15 protein-coding genes are annotated in these 18,178 nt (G+C 41.7%); 13 read left to right on the forward strand and 2 right to left on the reverse strand.

Going from position 1 to position 18,178, the window contains the following annotated elements; translation table 11 throughout:
- Positions 1 to 99 precede the first annotated feature (99 nt).
- From V7K98_RS06875 to V7K98_RS06925, 11 genes are all read left to right on the forward strand, one after another.
- On the forward strand, positions 100 to 681 hold the full coding sequence (locus V7K98_RS06875) for a pentapeptide repeat-containing protein (protein WP_335020132.1): 582 nt from the start codon (positions 100 to 102) through the stop codon (positions 679 to 681).
- A 216-nt stretch (positions 682 to 897) separates the two neighbouring features.
- Complete coding sequence (locus V7K98_RS06880) at positions 898 to 2,373, forward strand: pentapeptide repeat-containing protein (RefSeq protein WP_335020134.1); 1,476 nt, start codon at positions 898 to 900, stop codon at positions 2,371 to 2,373.
- A 606-nt stretch (positions 2,374 to 2,979) separates the two neighbouring features.
- On the forward strand, positions 2,980 to 3,234 hold the full coding sequence (locus V7K98_RS06885; RefSeq protein WP_335020136.1) for a helix-turn-helix domain-containing protein: 255 nt from the start codon (positions 2,980 to 2,982) through the stop codon (positions 3,232 to 3,234).
- Positions 3,224 to 6,424 (forward strand): PAS domain S-box protein, encoded by a 3,201-nt coding sequence (locus V7K98_RS06890; RefSeq protein ID WP_335020138.1) that lies wholly within the window; start codon positions 3,224 to 3,226, stop codon positions 6,422 to 6,424. The genes V7K98_RS06885 and V7K98_RS06890 overlap by 11 nt, the downstream gene beginning before the upstream one ends.
- Entirely contained in the window at positions 6,421 to 6,897 is a 477-nt protein-coding gene (locus V7K98_RS06895; protein ID WP_335020140.1) for a response regulator, read from the forward strand. Before V7K98_RS06890 ends, V7K98_RS06895 begins: the two co-directional genes overlap by 4 nt.
- Entirely contained in the window at positions 6,897 to 8,864 is a 1,968-nt protein-coding gene (locus V7K98_RS06900; protein ID WP_335020142.1) for a hybrid sensor histidine kinase/response regulator, read from the forward strand. Before V7K98_RS06895 ends, V7K98_RS06900 begins: the two co-directional genes overlap by 1 nt.
- Before the next feature lie 278 nt (positions 8,865 to 9,142).
- Positions 9,143 to 10,378, forward strand: coding sequence for a pentapeptide repeat-containing protein (locus V7K98_RS06905; protein ID WP_335020144.1), 1,236 nt, complete (start codon positions 9,143 to 9,145; stop codon positions 10,376 to 10,378).
- Between the two features lie 673 nt (positions 10,379 to 11,051).
- A complete protein-coding gene (locus V7K98_RS06910; RefSeq protein WP_442940401.1) occupies positions 11,052 to 12,248 on the forward strand; it encodes an ABC exporter membrane fusion protein in 1,197 nt (398 codons plus the stop codon).
- The gene (locus V7K98_RS06915) at positions 12,245 to 12,451 is read left to right on the forward strand and encodes a hypothetical protein (RefSeq protein WP_335020148.1); all 207 of its coding nucleotides are present in this window, start codon (positions 12,245 to 12,247) and stop codon (positions 12,449 to 12,451) included. The genes V7K98_RS06910 and V7K98_RS06915 overlap by 4 nt, the downstream gene beginning before the upstream one ends.
- Positions 12,438 to 13,610: an ABC transporter permease DevC gene (devC, locus tag V7K98_RS06920; protein WP_335020150.1), complete on the forward strand. Its 1,173-nt coding sequence runs from the start codon at positions 12,438 to 12,440 to the stop codon at positions 13,608 to 13,610. Before V7K98_RS06915 ends, devC begins: the two co-directional genes overlap by 14 nt.
- Before the next feature lie 101 nt (positions 13,611 to 13,711).
- Positions 13,712 to 14,401 carry a DevA family ABC transporter ATP-binding protein gene (locus V7K98_RS06925; protein WP_335020152.1) on the forward strand — a complete coding sequence of 230 codons (690 nt, stop codon included), beginning with the start codon at positions 13,712 to 13,714 and terminating at the stop codon, positions 14,399 to 14,401.
- A 347-nt stretch (positions 14,402 to 14,748) separates the two neighbouring features.
- On the opposite strand, the gene V7K98_RS06930 is transcribed toward V7K98_RS06925, so the two are convergent.
- Together V7K98_RS06930 and V7K98_RS06935 are read right to left on the reverse strand one after the other, a co-directional pair.
- Positions 14,749 to 15,204 (reverse strand): cupin domain-containing protein, encoded by a 456-nt coding sequence (locus V7K98_RS06930; RefSeq protein WP_335020154.1) that lies wholly within the window; start codon positions 15,202 to 15,204, stop codon positions 14,749 to 14,751.
- Positions 15,205 to 15,380: 176 nt separating this feature from the next.
- Positions 15,381 to 16,160: a cysteine hydrolase family protein gene (locus V7K98_RS06935; protein WP_335020156.1), complete on the reverse strand. Its 780-nt coding sequence runs from the start codon at positions 16,158 to 16,160 to the stop codon at positions 15,381 to 15,383.
- Positions 16,161 to 16,241: 81 nt separating this feature from the next.
- Between V7K98_RS06935 and V7K98_RS06940 the strand changes: the two genes are divergently transcribed.
- Both V7K98_RS06940 and V7K98_RS06945 read left to right on the forward strand, forming a co-directional pair.
- On the forward strand, positions 16,242 to 17,666 hold the full coding sequence (locus V7K98_RS06940) for an amidohydrolase (RefSeq protein ID WP_335020158.1): 1,425 nt from the start codon (positions 16,242 to 16,244) through the stop codon (positions 17,664 to 17,666).
- Between the two features lie 65 nt (positions 17,667 to 17,731).
- A partial coding sequence (locus tag V7K98_RS06945; protein WP_335020160.1) for a hypothetical protein occupies positions 17,732 to 18,178 on the forward strand: 447 nt, incomplete at its 3' end.

The raw sequence follows: 18,178 nt of genomic DNA on the forward strand, positions 1-18,178 counted from the left end.
TTATCAATCAATAACAGTCAGTTATCAAAAATATGTCTGGGGATACATGTTTTCACAGATAAATTTAATCAAACTCAACATAAGTCTCCAAAAGAACGTTTGAAAATAGCAATTGAACAACTAAGAAATAACACAATAGAAACCAGTCTAGCTGTAATTAATGATTTAGAGCAAATTGCCCAAAATCATCCACAATACCACTGGATAATTATGGATGTTCTTACTACTTTTATCCGAGAAAATACTATTCATGTACCTCAAAAAGAAGCAAAAGTTCGTATAGATATTCAAGCAGCCCTGACTGTTATTGCTAGAAGAGATGTAAATCAAGACCCAGAAAATGAACAGCTTGATTTGAGTCACGCGGATATGAGAGGAGTAAATCTGAATAGAGCGAATCTACAACAGACAAACCTCTATCAAGCTAATCTTGCTGGGGCGAACCTCACAGAAGCTAATCTTGCGGGAGCAATTCTCAGTGCAACTAACTTAGAAGGTGCTAACTTATATTTAGCTAATCTAGAATGGGCAATCCTTAGTGCAGCTAACCTAAAAGGAGCTAACTTAAAAGGAGCTAACCTCCATTATGCAAGCTTATATCTAGCTGATTTGCAAGGGGCAGTTCTCAATGATGCCGTACTTGATGGGGCAAACTTGAGAGAAGCTAAATTATCTGAGTAAAACACCATTTTTGCAAGGCGAAAGTTAAAAGGAAGAAAGCTTCCAGTGCAAGCTTTTCAATAATTGTTCAATTTTTGCCTTAATTCACAAGTATATTCGATATTATTACTTAGTTAAAGAGGTATTCGGACACCTATTATAATTTTCTGCTAAATGGTATACTATTTTTTCCAAACATCTAAGTAATAATTCTAAGTTGTAAGGAAAATTTTTACCATGTCTTCTAAAAAGACAGACACTCTGTTGAATTGGTTCATAACTATAACAGTTTTATTTGGCTGCTCATTGACTGTAACTTTCTTTGCTTTGTCTAGTATTAAAGAATTGTCAATTCAGGAAAAAATTCAGTATAGAAACCAAGCGTTAACAACTACTGCAATAGTTTTTCTGGCATCGGCAGCAATGTTTAATACCTATTATTCAGCAAAGCGGGCCCAAGCGATGCATAAAAATGCGATCGCAGCTGAGAAAAACCTCGAAATTAGCCTTCAGAATGCCAAACTGAATCAAGACAGATTGACTTCAGAACGCTTTATGGGGGCAATTGCCCAACTTGGTCATGATAAAATCGAAACCCGAACAGGTGCAATTTATGCATTAGAAAGGGTTGCTCAGGATTTTCCTAAAGAACACTGGACAATCATGGAAATCCTCACTGCCTTTGTGCGCGAAAATGCGCCTATCCAGGCGGTGAAGGTGGAGCAACAAAAGCCAGAATATTCACCAGATGCTTACTCAGGTCGGCGTAGAAGTGGGCCGCGTCCGACACAGCAGTTGGAGCAAAACCTCCATGAAGAATTGCCAATAATCCGCACTGATATTCAAGTAGCCTTAACTGTCATCGGTAGGCGGAATTTTCTCGAAGACCCAAAAGACCAGAAACTTGATTTACGTCATATCGACATCAGACGAGCAGACTTGCTAGGAGTGAATCTGCAACAAGCCGATTTACGTGGTTCTGACCTGAGTGGGGCTGACTTGCGGGGAGCCGACTTGAGTGAGGCTGACCTCAACGGCGCTAACCTTGTTAGGTGTATTCTCTATGAAACCAGGTTACTAAAAGCTAGCCTTTGTGGAGCTAATCTATGTTGGGCTAATCTCAACCGCGCTAATCTCTCTGGGGCTAACCTGCGTTCAGCCAACCTTTCTGGAGCAAGTCTGCGTGTAGCGAATCTCCAAGGAGCAAACCTTTATAAAGCTAACTTGCAACAAGCAACTTTAAAAGTCGCCAACCTCTCTGGAGCAAAGTTGTTTTTAGCTAACTTGCAAGGTGCAAAACTGGGTAAAGCTAACCTAAATCTAACGGGTTTGATTGGTGCTAACCTTTCTGGGGCTAATCTAAATGGAGCTAACCTTTCTGGGGCTAACTTGAATGCAGCTAAACTCCACCAAACAGAAGTTTATTTTGCCAATCTCTCAGAAGCCAGTTTAACGGAAGCTGACCTGTATCAGGCAAACCTGATTGGAGCTAACCTGCATAGGGCGACCTTTTATCAAGCTAATCTGACACAGGCTAACCTGATGGGAGCTAACTTTTTAGAAGCTGACCTCAGCGATGTCAAACTCGAAGGGACAATTTTAACAGGGGCTAAAAACTTAGAGTTGCACCAGATTAGAAAAGCACTTGGCGATCGCACCACTCGTCTACCTGATTATATAGAACCACCGGCAGATTGGCCACAATCAGGTTGAGTTATCACAGCATCATTAGTTATTTGGGCGTATTCTACCGTTTTCACTTACAGCTATAGTTTTTACTAAAAGAGAAGAACGCTTATTATGGGACAGCTAATATTTCTAACAAACGCCTCTATTTATATATAGCAATCTTATCTGATTTGTGAAAATTCGCGGTGTCCAGATCCCCGACTTCTCCAAGAAGTCGGGGATCTAACTTTTCACTGGCGATCGCACAACAATCTTACCGGAAAATCTTCAACTACCGGAACATTGGATAGATAAAGTTTGACCCTCTGAACCTCAACGTTGACCCTCTGAACCTCAAAGTTGACCCTCTGAACCTCAACGTTGACCTTCTGAACCTCAAAGTTGACCTTCTGAACCTCAAAGTTGACCTTCTGAACCTCAAAGTTGACCTTCTGAACCTCAAAGTTGACCTTCTGAACCTCAACGTTGACCCTCTGAACCTCAACGTTGACCCTCTGAACCTCAACGTTGACCCTCTGAACTTCAAAGTTGACCCTCTGAACCTCAACGTTGAGAAATATTTCTTAAGCCAGAGATAAATAATAGGACAGATGTCCTATTCTGGTCATGCTGTAAGAATAAAAAGAAAAGATGCCTATAACAAAGCGCCTGGAAATTTTAGATTTGGTTCGGCATCTTCGGCAACAACTTAATCTCTCTCAGAAACAGTTTGCTACTAAATTAGGAGTCTCATTCAAAACAGTCAATCGGTGGGAAAATCGGCATACAGTGCCTTCACCGTTAGCGCTAAAACTAATAGAAGAAATGTTACGGCAGATGGAAGAACCGGGCAAAAGGCTACTAAACCAGAATTTTCCAGAAGCAGAATCAGATTATGACTTATAGGGTGAGAACATCTGAACGCGAAGATATCTTTGCTGGTAGTAAAAAGAAAAGCGCAACTATTCGAGAGCAACTGCTGCATTATGGTATAGCTTTGCTATGTGTTGCTTTAGCACTTGGGGGAACTCTGCTACTCTATCAATATCTCACCCCAACGCCGGCGGCGCTATTTTTTGCTGCGGTGATGGTGAGTGCCTGGTACGGTGGGTTGGGGCCGGGGTTACTTGCCACAGTTTTGTCTACTTTGGCAATTAACTACTTCCTTTTCAAGCCGCTCTATTCGCAGAATATTACAAATCCAAACGTTTTAGTACCCCTGATCGTGTTCATGCTGACAGCAGGGTTAATCAGTTTGCTCAACGAATCACGCCGCATAGCTCAATGGAAGGCTGAGGAGAGTCTGAAGTCTTTACGCGAAAGCGAGGCAAGATTTGGTCGCTTAACAGAGTCCAATATTATTGGCGTGATTGTAGCCGATCTAAATGGCTTGATTATTGAAGCCAATGATGCCTTTTTGCAAATGCTAAATTATACCCGCAAGGATTTGCGCTCTAGTCGAATTCGCTGGGGTCAAATCACTCCACCTCAATATATTGATGTGAGTGAGCAATCAATTCAAGAACTGAGAATTACTGGGAGTTGTAAACCTTTTGAGCAGGAATACATTCGTAAAGATGGCTCCCAAGTTCCCGTTCTCATTGGCTTTGTCCAGCAAGAAGATAGGACAATTATTGGTTTTGTTCTTGACTTGAGCGAACGGCAAGCCGCGCTGCGCGAACAGCAAGCTGCGCTGCGCGAACGCAAACAAGCCGAAGCCGAAGCCCAGCATCGCATCCGCCAAGCTGAAGTTTCCCAGAGCATTCTGCAAATGCTCTTAGAACACGTCCCAGAGGGAATTACTATCACTGGTGGCCCCCCTAATTTCCCAATCATTGCCAACAGCAAACTTGCCCAAGAGCTTTTGGGCAAACCTGGTGAATCCCTCGTTGGCATGACTTCTAGCGACTATGCTCAATCTTACGGTTTGTTTCTAGCTGATGGTGTAACGCGCCTCACCTCAGAACAATTGCCTTTGTATCGTGCTACGCGCCACGGTGAAACAATCCACGATGAGGAGTGCATCATTGAACGTCCTGATGGAACCCAGATTATAGCTAGTGCTAATGTAGTACCGATTCGGGATTTCCAAGGTGAGATTATTGGTGCAATCAATTGCTGGCGCGATATCACAAACCGCAAGCGCATTGAGGAGGCACTACGGCAAAGAGAAACGGAACTTCGCTTAATTACAGATACACTGCCAGTTCTAATTTCCTTTGTGGATTCAAAACAACGCTACCGCTTCAATAACCGAGCTTATGAAGAGTGGTTTGGGCTTTCTGCGGCAGAAATTTATGGAAAGCATCTCTGGGATGTTGTGGGTGAATCTGCTTATGAAGTGGTTCGTCCTTATGTGGAACAAGTACTTGCAGGAGAGCAGGTAACATTTGAAGGTGAAATGCCTTATAAAGATGGTTGCATACGCTACATTAATGCTATTTTTGTTCCCCAGGTTAATAAACAGGGAACCGTTGAAGGGTATGTGGCGTTAATTACTGACATCAGCGAACAGCAAGCTGCACTGCGCGATGTCTGCGACGAGCTTCGCTTACGCAAACTTGCTGAAGAGGCATTGCGCCAGAGTAATGAGCGGCTAAACTTTGCCCTGCAAACTGCAGGATTGGCTGACTGGGATTTGGACTTAAGAAACCAGACGGCTAACCGTTCGCTACGACACGACCAAATCTTTGGTTACGAGTCTATCTTACCCGAATGGACTTATGACATGTTTTTGGAGCATGTCTTACCTGAAGAGCGTCCTTTGGTTGATGCCAAATTTCGGACTGCTCTAATTAATCAAGAGATTTGGGATTTTGAGTGCCGCATTTGCCGTGCAGATGGAGAATTACGTTGGATTTGGGCACGGGGTCATCTTTATCATAATGCTCAAGGAGAAGCAGTACAGATGCTGGGACTGCTCGCCGACATTAGCGATCGCAAACTTGCTGAAGCAGCATTGCGTGAAAGTGAAGCCCGCTTTCGCCAAATGACAGACACCACTCCCGTACTAGTGTGGATGTCCAGCACTGACAAACTTTGTAACTACTTCAATAAACCCTGGCTAGATTTTACCGGGCGAACTCTGGAGCAAGAGATGGGCAACGGGTGGACTGAAGGTGTTTATACCGATGATTTTCAGCATTGCTTAAATACATACATCAATGCCTTTGATGCCCGACAAAGTTTTAAAATGGAATATCGCCTCAGACGCTTTGATGGCGAGTACCGTTGGCTTTTTGATACTGGTGTGCCTCGGTTTGCATCAACTGGGGAGTTCCTTGGCTATATCGGTTCCTGTGTAGATATCCACGATCGCAAGGTTGCCGAAACTGCCCTGCAAGAAATCAACGAAATATTAGAGCAACGGGTTCAAGAGCGCACCATTCAACTAGAAATTGCCAATAAAGAATTAGAATCCTTTTCCTATTCAGTTTCTCACGACTTGCGATCGCCCTTTCGTCACATCGCCGGATTTGTCGAATTGCTGCAAAAGCGCCATAGCTCAACAACCTTAGATGAAACGAGTCAGCGCTATTTAAAAATAATTGCAGAAACTGCCAAACAAGCAGGCATACTCATCGATGAGTTGCTGACATTTTCTCGCATGGGGCGCACCGAGATGCGCTACATTAACCTCAACATGGAGGAATTGGTACAAGAGATCAAACGCGATTTGGTAACAGAAATCGCAGGACGTAAAATCAATTGGCACATCGAATCACTACCAAAAGTCCAAGGCGATCCCTCAATGCTCCGACTCGTCCTTCGCAACCTCATAGACAATGCCGTAAAATATACGCAGAATCGAAATCCAGCAGAAATTACTGTTGGAAGTACTGACAATGAAAACGAAGTTGTCTTTTTTGTCCAAGATAACGGCGTTGGGTTTAATATGCAATATGTTCACAAGCTATTCGGAGTATTTCAACGTCTGCATAGCGATCCACAATTTGAAGGTACTGGTGTTGGCTTGGCAAATGTACAGAGAATTATTCATCGACATAATGGCCGAGTCTGGGCAGAAGCCATAATTGACAGTGGAGCCACCTTTTATTTTTCATTGCCCAAGTTGTCGAACAAGGAGGGCGAATGAAAGAACTCAAGCGAATTCTGCTAATTGAAGACAGTGCTAACGATGCAGAATTAATATTAGCCGCCTTATCAGAAAATCATCTCGCCAACGAAGTAGTAGTGGTACGTGATGGAGAGGAAGCGCTAGATTATCTCTATCGCCGGGGACTGTTCCGGTTACGAATGGAAGGGCATCCTGTAGTAGTGCTACTCGATTTGAAACTACCTAAAATCGATGGACTAGAAGTGTTAGCACAACTCAAAGCTGACCCAATAATGCGAGTTATTCCAGTGGTAGTATTAACTTCTTCTAGTGAGGAGCCAGACTTAGTTAGATGCTACGAGTTAGGTGTTAATGCTTATGTCGTCAAGCCCTTAGATTATCATGAGTTTGCCGATGCGATTAAAGGTGTAGGACTTTTTTGGGCAGTGATTAATCACCCACCCGTAGGCGCTCTACCTTCTGCACCTCACCGTCAACAGGAGGGCAACTGATGAATATCCTGCGTTTCCTCCTTTTGGAAGATAGTCGGTTAGATGCAGAACTTACCCTTATGGTGCTAATCCAAGGGGGAATTGATTGTGAACTGCTCAGAGTCGAAACCGGCGCTGATTTTTCGGCTGCTTTAGAAACAGAGGCTTTCGATTTAATTCTTGCGGATTATGCCTTGCCATCTTTTGATGGCATTTCTGCCTTAGAAATTGCTCGAAATCGTTCTCCAGAGGTTCCTTTTATCTTTGTTTCTGCCGCGCTGGGCGAAGAATTAGCGATCGAAGCTTTGAAGAATGGTGCAACGGATTATGTATTAAAGCAACGACTAGGGCGGTTAGTTCCCTCAGTACAACGGGCATTGCGAGAAGCCAAAGAGCGCCGAGAGCTAAAGCAAGCAGAGGAGTTGCTACAAAAGAGTGAGGCTAAGTATCGCCGAATTGTTGATACCTCTTATGAGGGAATTTGGATGATTGATTCTGAATCACGAACAGAGTTTGTGAATCAACGAATCTTCGAGATGTTGGGTTATCCGCCTGAAGAGATGCTTGGCTGTTCTATATTTGATTTTATAGAAGAGGTTAATGGGATAACATCCGAAGAGATATTAGCGTGGCTAAAGCGAGAAGGGAGCGATCTTAAAGAAGGTAGATTGCGCTGTAAAGATGGTTCGTACATCTGGACACTGATTTCTGCTAGAGCTATTTTGAATGAACAAAATGAGTTTTTAGGCGCGATCGCTATGCTAACTGATATTAGCGATCGCAAACGCACCGAATCAGAACGCGATCGCCTTTTGCAACTTGAGCAAATAGCGCGGGCGGAAGCAGAAGCTGCTAACCGAATCAAAGATGAGTTTTTGGCGGTACTTTCCCATGAATTGCGATCGCCTCTAAATCCAATTCTCGGCTGGGCAAAACTGTTGCAGAGTCGTAAGTTTGATGAAACGGCACTCCAAAAAGCCCTTGAAACTATTGAACGCAATGCTAAATTACAAGCTGAACTAATTGATGATTTACTGGATGTTTCTCGCATTTTACAAGGTAAACTCAACCTGAAGATGGTATCAGTCAATCTGGCATCCACCATTGAAGCAGCAATGGAAACAGTGCGTTTAGCAGCAGAGGCTAAAAGTATTCACATTGAAATGATGCTTGACTCTCAAGGGAAAGTTTTGGGTGATTCAGTCCGTTTACAGCAAGTCTTTTGGAACCTTTTATCCAATGCTGTCAAGTTTACACCCATTGGGGGAAAAGTAAATGTGCGATTGCAATGCATCGATGCCCAAGTCCAGATTACTGTGAGCGATACAGGTAAAGGCATTCACCCTAACTTTTTAAATCATGTGTTTGAATATTTCCGTCAAGGTGATAGTACAACAACTAGAAAGTTTGGTGGGTTAGGGTTAGGTTTAGCGATCGCTCGTCACTTAGTTGAGATGCACGGCGGAACAATTAAAGCTGAAAGTCTTGGCGAGGATGAGGGGGCTATCTTCACAGTGAAGTTACCCTTGCTCAAGGACAGTGCAACATGCAAAAATGATCCAAAAGTTAAGAGAGCATCTGCCATTTCTACCTACTTGCCTCTCATCGGTGTACAAGTTTTAATTGTCGATGACAATGCTGATACCCGCGATTTTTTCAGCTTTGTGCTTGAGGAGTTTGGAGCGATCGTCACCACAGTAGCATCAGGAGATGAAGCATTACAAGCGCTCACCCAGTCAAAGCCAGATATCTTACTCAGCGATATTGGGATGCCAGAGATGAACGGCTATATGCTGATGGAACAGGTGCGGAATCTAGAAGCACAACTAGGGGTAAAAAAGATTCCTGCGATCGCTTTGACTGCTTATGCAGGCGAAATTAATCAGCAGCAAGCAATAAGAGCAGGATTTCAACAGCACATTGTTAAACCTGTATCACCAGAGGAATTACTCATGGCGATTTCCAATTTAGTCATGTTAAAAAGCTGAGTAATTAGATAAATCTCTTTAACGTTATAGATTTAAAACTATTCTAGAGGCATTTAAATTGCGTGGAATAGCTTCGCTTTATGGACAAAAATGTTGTGTCGTTAGCGCTAACCCCCGCAGTTCAGAGACTGTTTGAAAAATAAATTCTGATGGATTTCATAGATGATTTCTATTAAGTACGTTTAAGTATTTATCAAGTACTTCCGTATTTTTACTCTACCAGATATTTACACACGCTCTTAAACTTAACCTAAGTTTATTTCCGTAAGGAGTCAGATATGAAGACTTATGACATATCTTTCATAAAGACAAATGGACTCACGACTTTGTTGGTATTTATCTCAATTATATTTATTTTCTCAGCAACTCTTATTTTCTCATTATTTGAAAGTATTGAAGGATTTTCAAATCAAGAAAAAATAGAATATATTAATCAAGCATTAACAACTCTTGCCATAATCATTGGAGGATTGGCATTAATTACTAATGCTTACTATACTTCCAAACTGTCTCTAGATGAAAATCAGAGTTTGTTAACCCAACTCCTTGCTGGGACACTAGCTTGGGATAAGAATATCGTTAACACACAACCAACTCCAGAAGAGGTTGTTCCAGAACGCTTTTGTAAAGCAATTGAACAACTGGGTAATGAAAAGATTGAAACGCGATTTGCTGCCATTTATGCTTTAGAGCAAATTGCTAAGGATTCTCACAAAGACCACTGGACAATTATGGAAATTCTCGCTGCTTTTATCCGCGAGAATTCCTCTGTGAATCATGAATATAAGAAAGACTCACAGGGTTCATCAAAACTTCCTACAGATATTCAAACAGCCTTAACTGTCATTGGAAGACGCAATTCACATAAAGATCCGGTAAATCAGAAACTGGATTTACGGAATACAGACCTCCGTAATGCCGACTTAACTGAAGCTAACCTCTCTAGGGCAATTCTCGTAGGATCTAATTTACAATGGGTCAATTTTACACGAGCAAATCTCTCGGAGGCAGACTTATCAGTAACCAATCTTTGTGGTTCAGTTTTCTATGAAGCAAACCTCTCAAAGGCAATCCTTCCAGAGGCCAATTTGCAAGGGGTAATCCTCAGAAAAGCGAACCTTTCAAAGGCAATCCTTTATGATGCTAATTTAGAAGGGGCAATCCTTTGTGATGCCAATTTAGAAGGAGCAATTTTTTGTGATGCCAATTTAGAAGGAGCAATCCTTTGTGATGCTAACCTCTTTGAAATAAACTTTGAAGGTAGCAACCTGCAAGATGCAAACCTAATTGGCAGTAACCTACAAAGAGCAAAACTTGCTGGAGCTAATTTAGAAGGTGTATTATTCAGTACAGCTAATCTGCAAGATGCCAACTTCCATGAAGCCAACCTTTCTAGGGCAAACTTGAGCGGATGCGAAAACCTAGAATTACAGCAGCTTGAGCAGGCTATTGGCGATCGCACAACAATTCTACCGGAAAATTTGAACATTCCCCAACACTGGCAGGCTATGTAAATTACAAAGGCAAGACGCGATAAATAAGTAATGAGTAATGAGTAATGAGTAATGAGTAATGAGTAAATACCCATTACTTATTACTCATTACTTAAAAATTAAAAACCCTTGATTTGGTGATAAATCGCCGTCTCTACAAGAATTGCGATTTATTGCGTATTTGCGTCTATGTTAAAAAATTGACTTTGGTAATAGAGTTTTAGCCTTAACTGAACTGTATTATTAGATAACACTGCGTTTTTAGTATTAGCAGTGAAATATATCATTAAAAATAATAAAACTATCAAATTCAAAGAGATTTTTTAGTAAGTTAAATTTATTTGTTTTTCATGACAAAAGCAATAGCTAAATTTATCTCTGATTGTTGGCACTGTTACAGCCTGTGAATTTGAAACCGTCTACTATATCTGAGTACTTTCACAAAACAAAATAAAATTAATCATCAAAAGTAAGTCTCTTAATACTGGAAAATAAATTGTTGTCATCCTATCCAGCTAAATTACAGTAAGTTGGTAAATTCTCAATAATTTCCATTTTTTATGAATTCAGAATCGATAAATCCACAATAGTTAACTAACAAATAAAGGAAAAGCTAGAAAATCAAGAAAGAAGTAAGAATAAAAACTTAAGCAATTCAGTTTTTTCTGCGCCACTAGTTAAGAGGTAATCTATGGTGCGAAACTCAAAATTAGGGTACAGAACGTTCCCTAAGTCTATTCTGCGTCCATCCGTTGCTGTAGGTATAATTGCATCTTTGTTGGTTGGCGGAATAAGTTTTTATATAGTCAAACGTTGGCAAAATTATGCAACCCCTGAGACACAAATGCCAGCAACACAATTGCCAGAGTTAACAACCGTAACAGCTTTAGGGCGGATTGAACCACAAGGAAAGGTAGTTAAACTCTCTGCTGCGGTATCTGCGGAAGGAAGTCGGGTAGAAAAGTTGTTGGTGAAGGAAGGGGATAGGGTAAAAGCAGGACAAATAATTGCGATTTTGAACAGCCGCGATCGCTTACAAGCAGAATTTCAAGAGGCGCAAGAACAAGTCAAAGTAGCCCAGGCAAACTTAAACCGCACCCAAGCAGGGGCTAAACGTGGTGAAATTGCCGCCCAAAAAGCTGCGATCGCCCGTTTAGAAGCAGAACGCCAAGGTAATAGTAATGCCCAAGCAGCAACAATTGAGCGATTCCAAGCCGAAGTGCGTAACGCCCAAGCAGAAGACGAACGCTATCAGCAACTATATCGACAGGGGGCAATCTCCGCCTCCCAACAGGATAGCAAGCATTTAAACTTGGAAACCGCCCAGAAAAACCTGCAAGAAGCGCAAGCACAGTTAAATCGTACCCAATCAACTAGCCAGCAACAGGTAAAACAAGCTACTGCAACCCTTGATGAAATTGCTGAAGTCCGAGGAGTAGATGTAGAAGCAGCCCAAGCAGAAGTCAATCGGGCTGTAGCAGCGATGAATTTGGCAAAAGTCAATCTAAAACAGGCCGAGGTGCGATCGCCCCAAAGTGGACAGGTATTTGAGATTCATACCTATCCTGGTGAATTAGTCTCAAATGATGGCATTGCTGATATCGGACAAACCAGCCAGATGTATGTCATAGCCGAAGTCTACGAAAGCGATATCGGCAAAGTGCATTCAGGCCAAAAAGTAACATTACTTGGTGATTACCTCCCGATTGAATTGCAGGGAATTGTAGATCGCAAAGGCTTGCAAGTACGGCGGCAGAATGTCGTCAACACAGATCCTGCCAGCAATATCGATAACAGAGTAGTAGAAGTTCATATCCGACTAAATGAAGCCTCCAGCCAAAAAGCTGCCACCTTAACCAATATGCAAGTTAAGGCAGTAATTGAATTATGAAATGGGCATGGGGCATGGGGCATTGGGCATGGGGAATTGTAAGTTCTAAGCTTAACGCTTTGTGTTCAAAGGTCGAAGTTCCCAGTTCAGAAGTCAAAGTAATCATCTTTCCTCTGAACTCCCCAATGCCCAATGCCCAATGCCCAATGCCCAATTCCCAATTCCCAATTCCCAATTCCCCAATAAATTATGGGATTGATTAAACAACTGCTACGACGAACCCCTTTAGGATGGTTACAACTGAATCATGAAAAAAGCCGTCTCTTGGTGGCATTGTCAGGTATTGCCTTTGCGGATCTTCTCATGTTTATGCAACTGGGATTTCAAACTGCGCTGTATGACAGCAACACCAGATTACATCGCAGTTTGCAAGCAGATATTGTTTTAACCAGTCCCCAAGCCCGTAACTTGCCAAGCTTGTCTACATTTTCTCGGCGGCGACTTTACCAAGCAATGGATATACCAGGGGTGAAGTCAGCAGAACCAATGTATTTCAATAACACAATCTGGAAAAATCCCCAAACACACCGTGAAGCAGGGGTATTAGTCATCGGCTTCAATCCAGACAAGCCAGCTTTTGATTTACCAGATGTTAATCAGCAATTGCAGGCAATTAAGCTACCGAATACCGTTTTATTCGACCGTGGCGCAAGAGGAGATTATCAAAAAGCGATCGCTCAAATTGACCAAGGTAAAACCCTAACTACCGAAATAGAACGGCGCACAATTACCATCAGTGGCTTATTTCAAGTCGGGGCTTCCTTCGGTTCTGATGGCAATCTAATTACTAGCGATCAAAACTTTTTGCGGCTATTTTCTGGGCGACAGTCTAGCAGTGTCAGTCTTGGTTTGATTGTTCTGAAACCAGGCTACGATCCGAAAAAAGTAGCAGCAATGCTCAAAGCCTATCTGAGAGATGATGTCAAAGTCTTAACCCACGCCGAATTTATTGAATTTGAAAATAACTTTTGGAGAACAAATTCGCCAATTGGATTTATTTTCAGCATGGGTGTATCAATGGGCTTTGTAGTGGGCGTGATTATCGTCTATCAAGTCCTTTCCGCCGATGTTAATGCCCATGTTCGAGAATATGCCACCTTTAAAGCAATGGGATATCACAATTATTACCTGCTGGGTGTGGTGCTTGAAGAATCGTTGATTTTGGCAGCACTAGGTTTCTTCCCCGGATTAGGAGTATCTTTAGCACTTTACCAACTGACTCGCAGTGCTACAAACTTACCCATGTACATGACTGCGATTCGGGCATTGCAGGTATTAGTACTGACTATCATGATGTGTACAATTTCTGGTGCGATCGCCACCCGCAAACTCCAAGCCAGCGATCCTGCTGATATGTTTTGAAAAATGGGCATTGGGCATAGGGGATGGGGCATGGAAATATTTATCAATGCCCAACTCCCAATGCCCAATGCCCAATGCCGCCCAATGCCCAATTCTAAAATATGCTTCCCGTAATCTCTATTAAAAATCTTGACCACCATTTTGGCCATAGTTCACTTCGTAAGCAAGTTTTATTTAATATCAACTTAGAGATTAATGTCGGTGAAATTATTATTATGACCGGGCCCTCTGGTTCTGGTAAAACTACCTTGCTGACTTTAGTGGGTGGATTGCGTTCTGCCCAATCTGGTAGTTTGCGGGTGTTGGGGCGAGAACTTTGTGGTGCTAGTGCTGAAGAACTAGTGCAGGCGCGACGGCATAACGGTTACATTTTTCAAGCACATAACTTGCATGGTAGTTTAACAGCACTCCAAAATGTCAAAATGGCTTTGGAATTGCACAAATATCTTGGGTTAAAAAAGATGCTAGTGAGATCAGCCCAGATGCTAGAGCAGGTAGGATTAGGAAATCATTTCGATTATTATCCTGATAAACTATCTGGGGGACAAAAACAAAGAGTAGCGATCGCTCGTGCCTTAGTCAGCCATCCTCAAATAATCCTAGCGGATGAACCCACCGCCGCCCTTGACAGCCAATCGGGACGAGATATAGTCAATCTCATGCAAAAACTGGCAAAAGAACAAGGCTGTACAATCTTGATGGTTACTCATGACAACCGCATCCTAGACATTGCCGATCGCATCGTTGAAATGGAAGATGGCAAACTCAAGTCAATCAATTTTGGATTTTAAATTTTGGATATTGGATTGACCCCGATTACAAGGGTACAGGGCATGAACCGAAATAATCTAAAATCTAAAATTGGCACGGTCAAAATTAAAAGTATTAACTTAGAGTTGATCAGCCTTCATTTCTCAAGTTCAGAACTTTAAGCTTTTTACTCAGAACTTACGCAAATAATAGCCAAAACCCTTATTAAGTAATCAGACAGAATTCATTACACAAGTTTTTTCCTGTAACCTGTAACCTGTTCCCTATCTCCACCAATGAATTTAATTGTGTCCGACTACTTATCAGGTAGGGGAAATTCATGAATTGCCCCTACAGCATCTCGTGGAAAGCGTTATTACGAATTATCTTAACAAGGCATTAAAGAACTTACTCTCCCCAATACTGCCATATCTTCTGCATCTAATTCCGACGGAATCCCACTGCGAATCAATTCCGAAAAATCTTCATTAGGAACCATAACAGTCAATGTATACAAGCGAGTCGAACCAGTATTTTTAATCAAATGAGTCCCTGTGGGAGGCACTAATAAACTATCGCCAGCTTTGATCGCGGCACTCTTGCCATCACACATAGCGATCGCTTCCCCTTTGAGAACAAAAAACATTTCCACCGCCCACTGATGGCGATTTGGTGGTGTTTGTCCCCCAACATCAAAAATTTCTATACAGGAAGTCAAGGAAGTATTAGCATTTATCGAATCGAAGATAATGGCTAATCGATTAGAATCATTGGGACTAATGCGATATACTTGGTAATCTTTGGGAGATTTGATAACCGGAATTACACAACGAGTAGCGTACATTTATTTATCCCCTCTAAAGTTATCGATGGGTTTGAAAATTCCTAAAATCCTAGTCTTAAATCATATAATTCTAAAAGTCTAAAATTATTGATCGTTCGCGCAGCGTCCCGTAGGGAAGAATGAGCATTCATACATGGGATCAATCTAAAATCTAAAATTCAAAATCCAAAATTGATTCACTCCTCACTCTTTTGCAGCGCTGTGAAAATTTCTTGGGAGTCAGTGACAAAACCGAAGCATTGTTTAACATTGTACAATGTCGCTAACCAACAATATTCAGGCGAAGTAGTAGCGCTACAATCTTTAATTAACACGCAGTCATATCCCAAGAAGTTGGCATCACATAAGGTAGCTAACACACATTGATCGGCATTAACACCAGCAAAAAATAATGTTGTGCTTCCTAGATTCCGCAAGATACTATCTAATGGGGTATCCCAAAACGCACTCATCCGATATTTGTCCACACGAATATCTTCGGGAAGTTGTTCTAGTTCATCCACTACTGCCGCAGCCCAACTACCTGCCATAAGTACTCTAGCGCCATTGCTTGGTAGTGGATCGCCTAATCCCACACCTGCCCCAGTAGGGTTATAGACATGACGCGAACCAGCACTAATATTGAGCAAGTCGGGACGATTTCCCCAATTTATCCAAATGACTGGAACACCCACCTCACGAAGTTCTGGAAGTAAGTTATTCAAAGGTTCAATAGGCTGACGCGCCGGAGTTACATCCACGCCGATATGCGCTAACCAGCCATCAGGGTGACAGAAGTCGTTTTGCATATCAATGACGAGGATAGCAGTTTTTGCCAAGTCTAGACGCAGAGCTTTAGTTTCTGTTGATAAAATAACGGGTTGTGGGATCTTTTGAGGACGAGTGATATCTGCGATCGCATCATTCACTGTCCACGCATTTGGTGAGACTCCCAATGTCCGAAAAGGTTGATTCATAAAATTGCCATACCTTACACCATTTTCTATCTTGTAACTTGAAATTCAGTTCAAAATACAATTACTTAATCAAGGTTAAATATGGTAAATTTCACCATCCAGAATGTTTTAATTGCCGCCAGTGATGATTATGCAACGGTAGATGTACAGATTGTAGATGGTGCGATCGCCTATGGCGGGGCTTTGCCCATCGCAGCCATTGCCCCTAATCTACCAGTAATCGGCACTGCCATCGATGGCAAAAATAAGCTTTTGTTACCTGGTTTTTTCAACGCCCACACTCACTCATCAGAGATGTGGCAACGGGGAATCATGTCAGCTTTGCCTTTAGAATTGTGGTTGGCGGAATTGTATGATTTTGCGCCCCTCGATCCCGAACAGGTTTATCTCAGCGCCTTGGGTACTGCGGTAGAAACTTTACTTTCCGGCGGTACGAGTGTAGTAGATCACCTGGTGTTAATTCCTGGACTTGAGTTAGAAACGATCGCAATTGCAACTCGCGCTTACAGAGAAGTTGGAATTCGCGCCTTTATCGCCCCCTTAATTCAAGATGAATCCCTCAGCGCAGGTATCCCATCTGGAGAATCAGTAAAAACTCATGAACCTTATTTTCGCTCAACTGCGGCAACATTAGAAATTATCGAAGAGGCAGTGAGACAATTTCATCGCCCAGACGAAGGTATAAATATTTTAGTTGCACCAACGGGGATACAGCTATGTACTGATGCTTTATTTGCAGGATGTACTGAGTTAAGCGATCGCTATAATCTTTGTCGTCACTCCCATTTACTTGAAACCAGGGCACAGGAAAAACTCGCCCAAGAGAAGTATGGTTGTACTGCCGTGGAACATTTAAAAAGAATCGGGTTTTTGAGCAATAAAACTTCTCTTGCTCATTGTGTTTGGTTAAATGATAATGATATCGCCATCCTCGCTGAAACTAAATCTACAGTTGTTCACAATCCCTTAAGTAATTTACGTTTAGGCAGTGGCATTGCCCCAATTTTAAAATATCGCCAAGCTGGAGTAAATGTAACTTTTGGTTGCGATGGTGCTTCAAGTAACGACTCCCAAGATTTGTTAGAAGCGATAAAAATTGGTTCTATATTACACAACGTTACAGATTTAGATTATCAGCACTGGATTACACCCCGACAAGCAGTAGAAATGGCATCTTTAGGAGGTGCAAGAGGATTGAATCTTGCAGATAAACTTGGTTCTATTACAATAGGGAAACAAGCAGATTTAGTACTTTATGACCTCACCAATTTATCATTACTTCCTCGTACAGACCCCATTGGCTTATTAGTTTTAGGTCGTCCTACTAATGTTGTTGATAGTGTTTGGGTTAACGGTAAGCAAATTGTTGCTGATGGGAAAGTAACAACAATTAACGTTGATGAATTGCGACAAGAATTATTTAACCGCAGTCAATGGGAGACAAAGCGAAAATCTCAAACTGTCGCGCAAATTGAAGCACATTATCGGACGGTTATGGGATTGTAAAATACAAATAAATTCGATTCTAATTATGTCATATTGCTTTTGTATTAAATTAAAGTTAGCTGATTATGAATGAAAACAAGAGCCAAAATCAAATAGACCAAGAATTGATAGAAAATTTTTCTGGCAAGGAAGAGGATAAAACGAGCAGAAATTGGTGGATTGAAATTATATCCTTGTTAGCATTAACGTATTTGATATTTAGCCTAATTAGTCCAATGTTTCTCAAACAAGGGCAACAACCAAGAAAGATAGAAACTCCTGATATTATAGTCATTACCATTGTTTTATTGTTCAGCTCTGGTTTGCTCAATAGACTAGAGGATTTTGGTATTTCTAAAGAGGGCGGTGTTACAGCCAAGTTTAAACAACTAAAGCAAGAGGTTAATGAACAAAAAAAACAAATCGATGAGCTTCAAGCTAGGCTGTTGACTTTGTGCCTTTTTCGGCGATTTTTGTTCATACAGTTTATGTGTCGTCAATTAGCTCCGAGAATAGGGTTTTTCTCTTCGACA

The sequence above is a fragment of the Nostoc sp. genome, from assembly GCF_036917435.1.
GTDB lineage: Bacteria > Cyanobacteriota > Cyanobacteriia > Cyanobacteriales > Nostocaceae > Nostoc.

What these genes read in the sequence shown, in the direction of transcription:
- V7K98_RS06880 (WP_335020134.1), top strand. Translation starts at nt 898, where the DNA reads ATGTCTTCTAAAAAGACAGACACTCTGTTGAATTGGTTCATAACTATA.
- V7K98_RS06885 (WP_335020136.1), top strand. Translation starts at nt 2,980, where the DNA reads ATGCCTATAACAAAGCGCCTGGAAATTTTAGATTTGGTTCGGCATCTT.
- V7K98_RS06890 (WP_335020138.1), top strand. Translation starts at nt 3,224, where the DNA reads ATGACTTATAGGGTGAGAACATCTGAACGCGAAGATATCTTTGCTGGT.
- V7K98_RS06895 (WP_335020140.1), top strand. Translation starts at nt 6,421, where the DNA reads ATGAAAGAACTCAAGCGAATTCTGCTAATTGAAGACAGTGCTAACGAT.
- V7K98_RS06900 (WP_335020142.1), top strand. Translation starts at nt 6,897, where the DNA reads ATGAATATCCTGCGTTTCCTCCTTTTGGAAGATAGTCGGTTAGATGCA.
- V7K98_RS06905 (WP_335020144.1), top strand. Translation starts at nt 9,143, where the DNA reads ATGAAGACTTATGACATATCTTTCATAAAGACAAATGGACTCACGACT.
- V7K98_RS06915 (WP_335020148.1), top strand. Translation starts at nt 12,245, where the DNA reads ATGAAATGGGCATGGGGCATGGGGCATTGGGCATGGGGAATTGTAAGT.
- devC (WP_335020150.1), top strand. Translation starts at nt 12,438, where the DNA reads ATGGGATTGATTAAACAACTGCTACGACGAACCCCTTTAGGATGGTTA.
- V7K98_RS06925 (WP_335020152.1), top strand. Translation starts at nt 13,712, where the DNA reads ATGCTTCCCGTAATCTCTATTAAAAATCTTGACCACCATTTTGGCCAT.
- V7K98_RS06930 (WP_335020154.1), bottom strand. Translation starts at nt 15,204, where the DNA reads ATGTACGCTACTCGTTGTGTAATTCCGGTTATCAAATCTCCCAAAGAT.
- V7K98_RS06935 (WP_335020156.1), bottom strand. Translation starts at nt 16,160, where the DNA reads ATGAATCAACCTTTTCGGACATTGGGAGTCTCACCAAATGCGTGGACA.
- V7K98_RS06940 (WP_335020158.1), top strand. Translation starts at nt 16,242, where the DNA reads ATGGTAAATTTCACCATCCAGAATGTTTTAATTGCCGCCAGTGATGAT.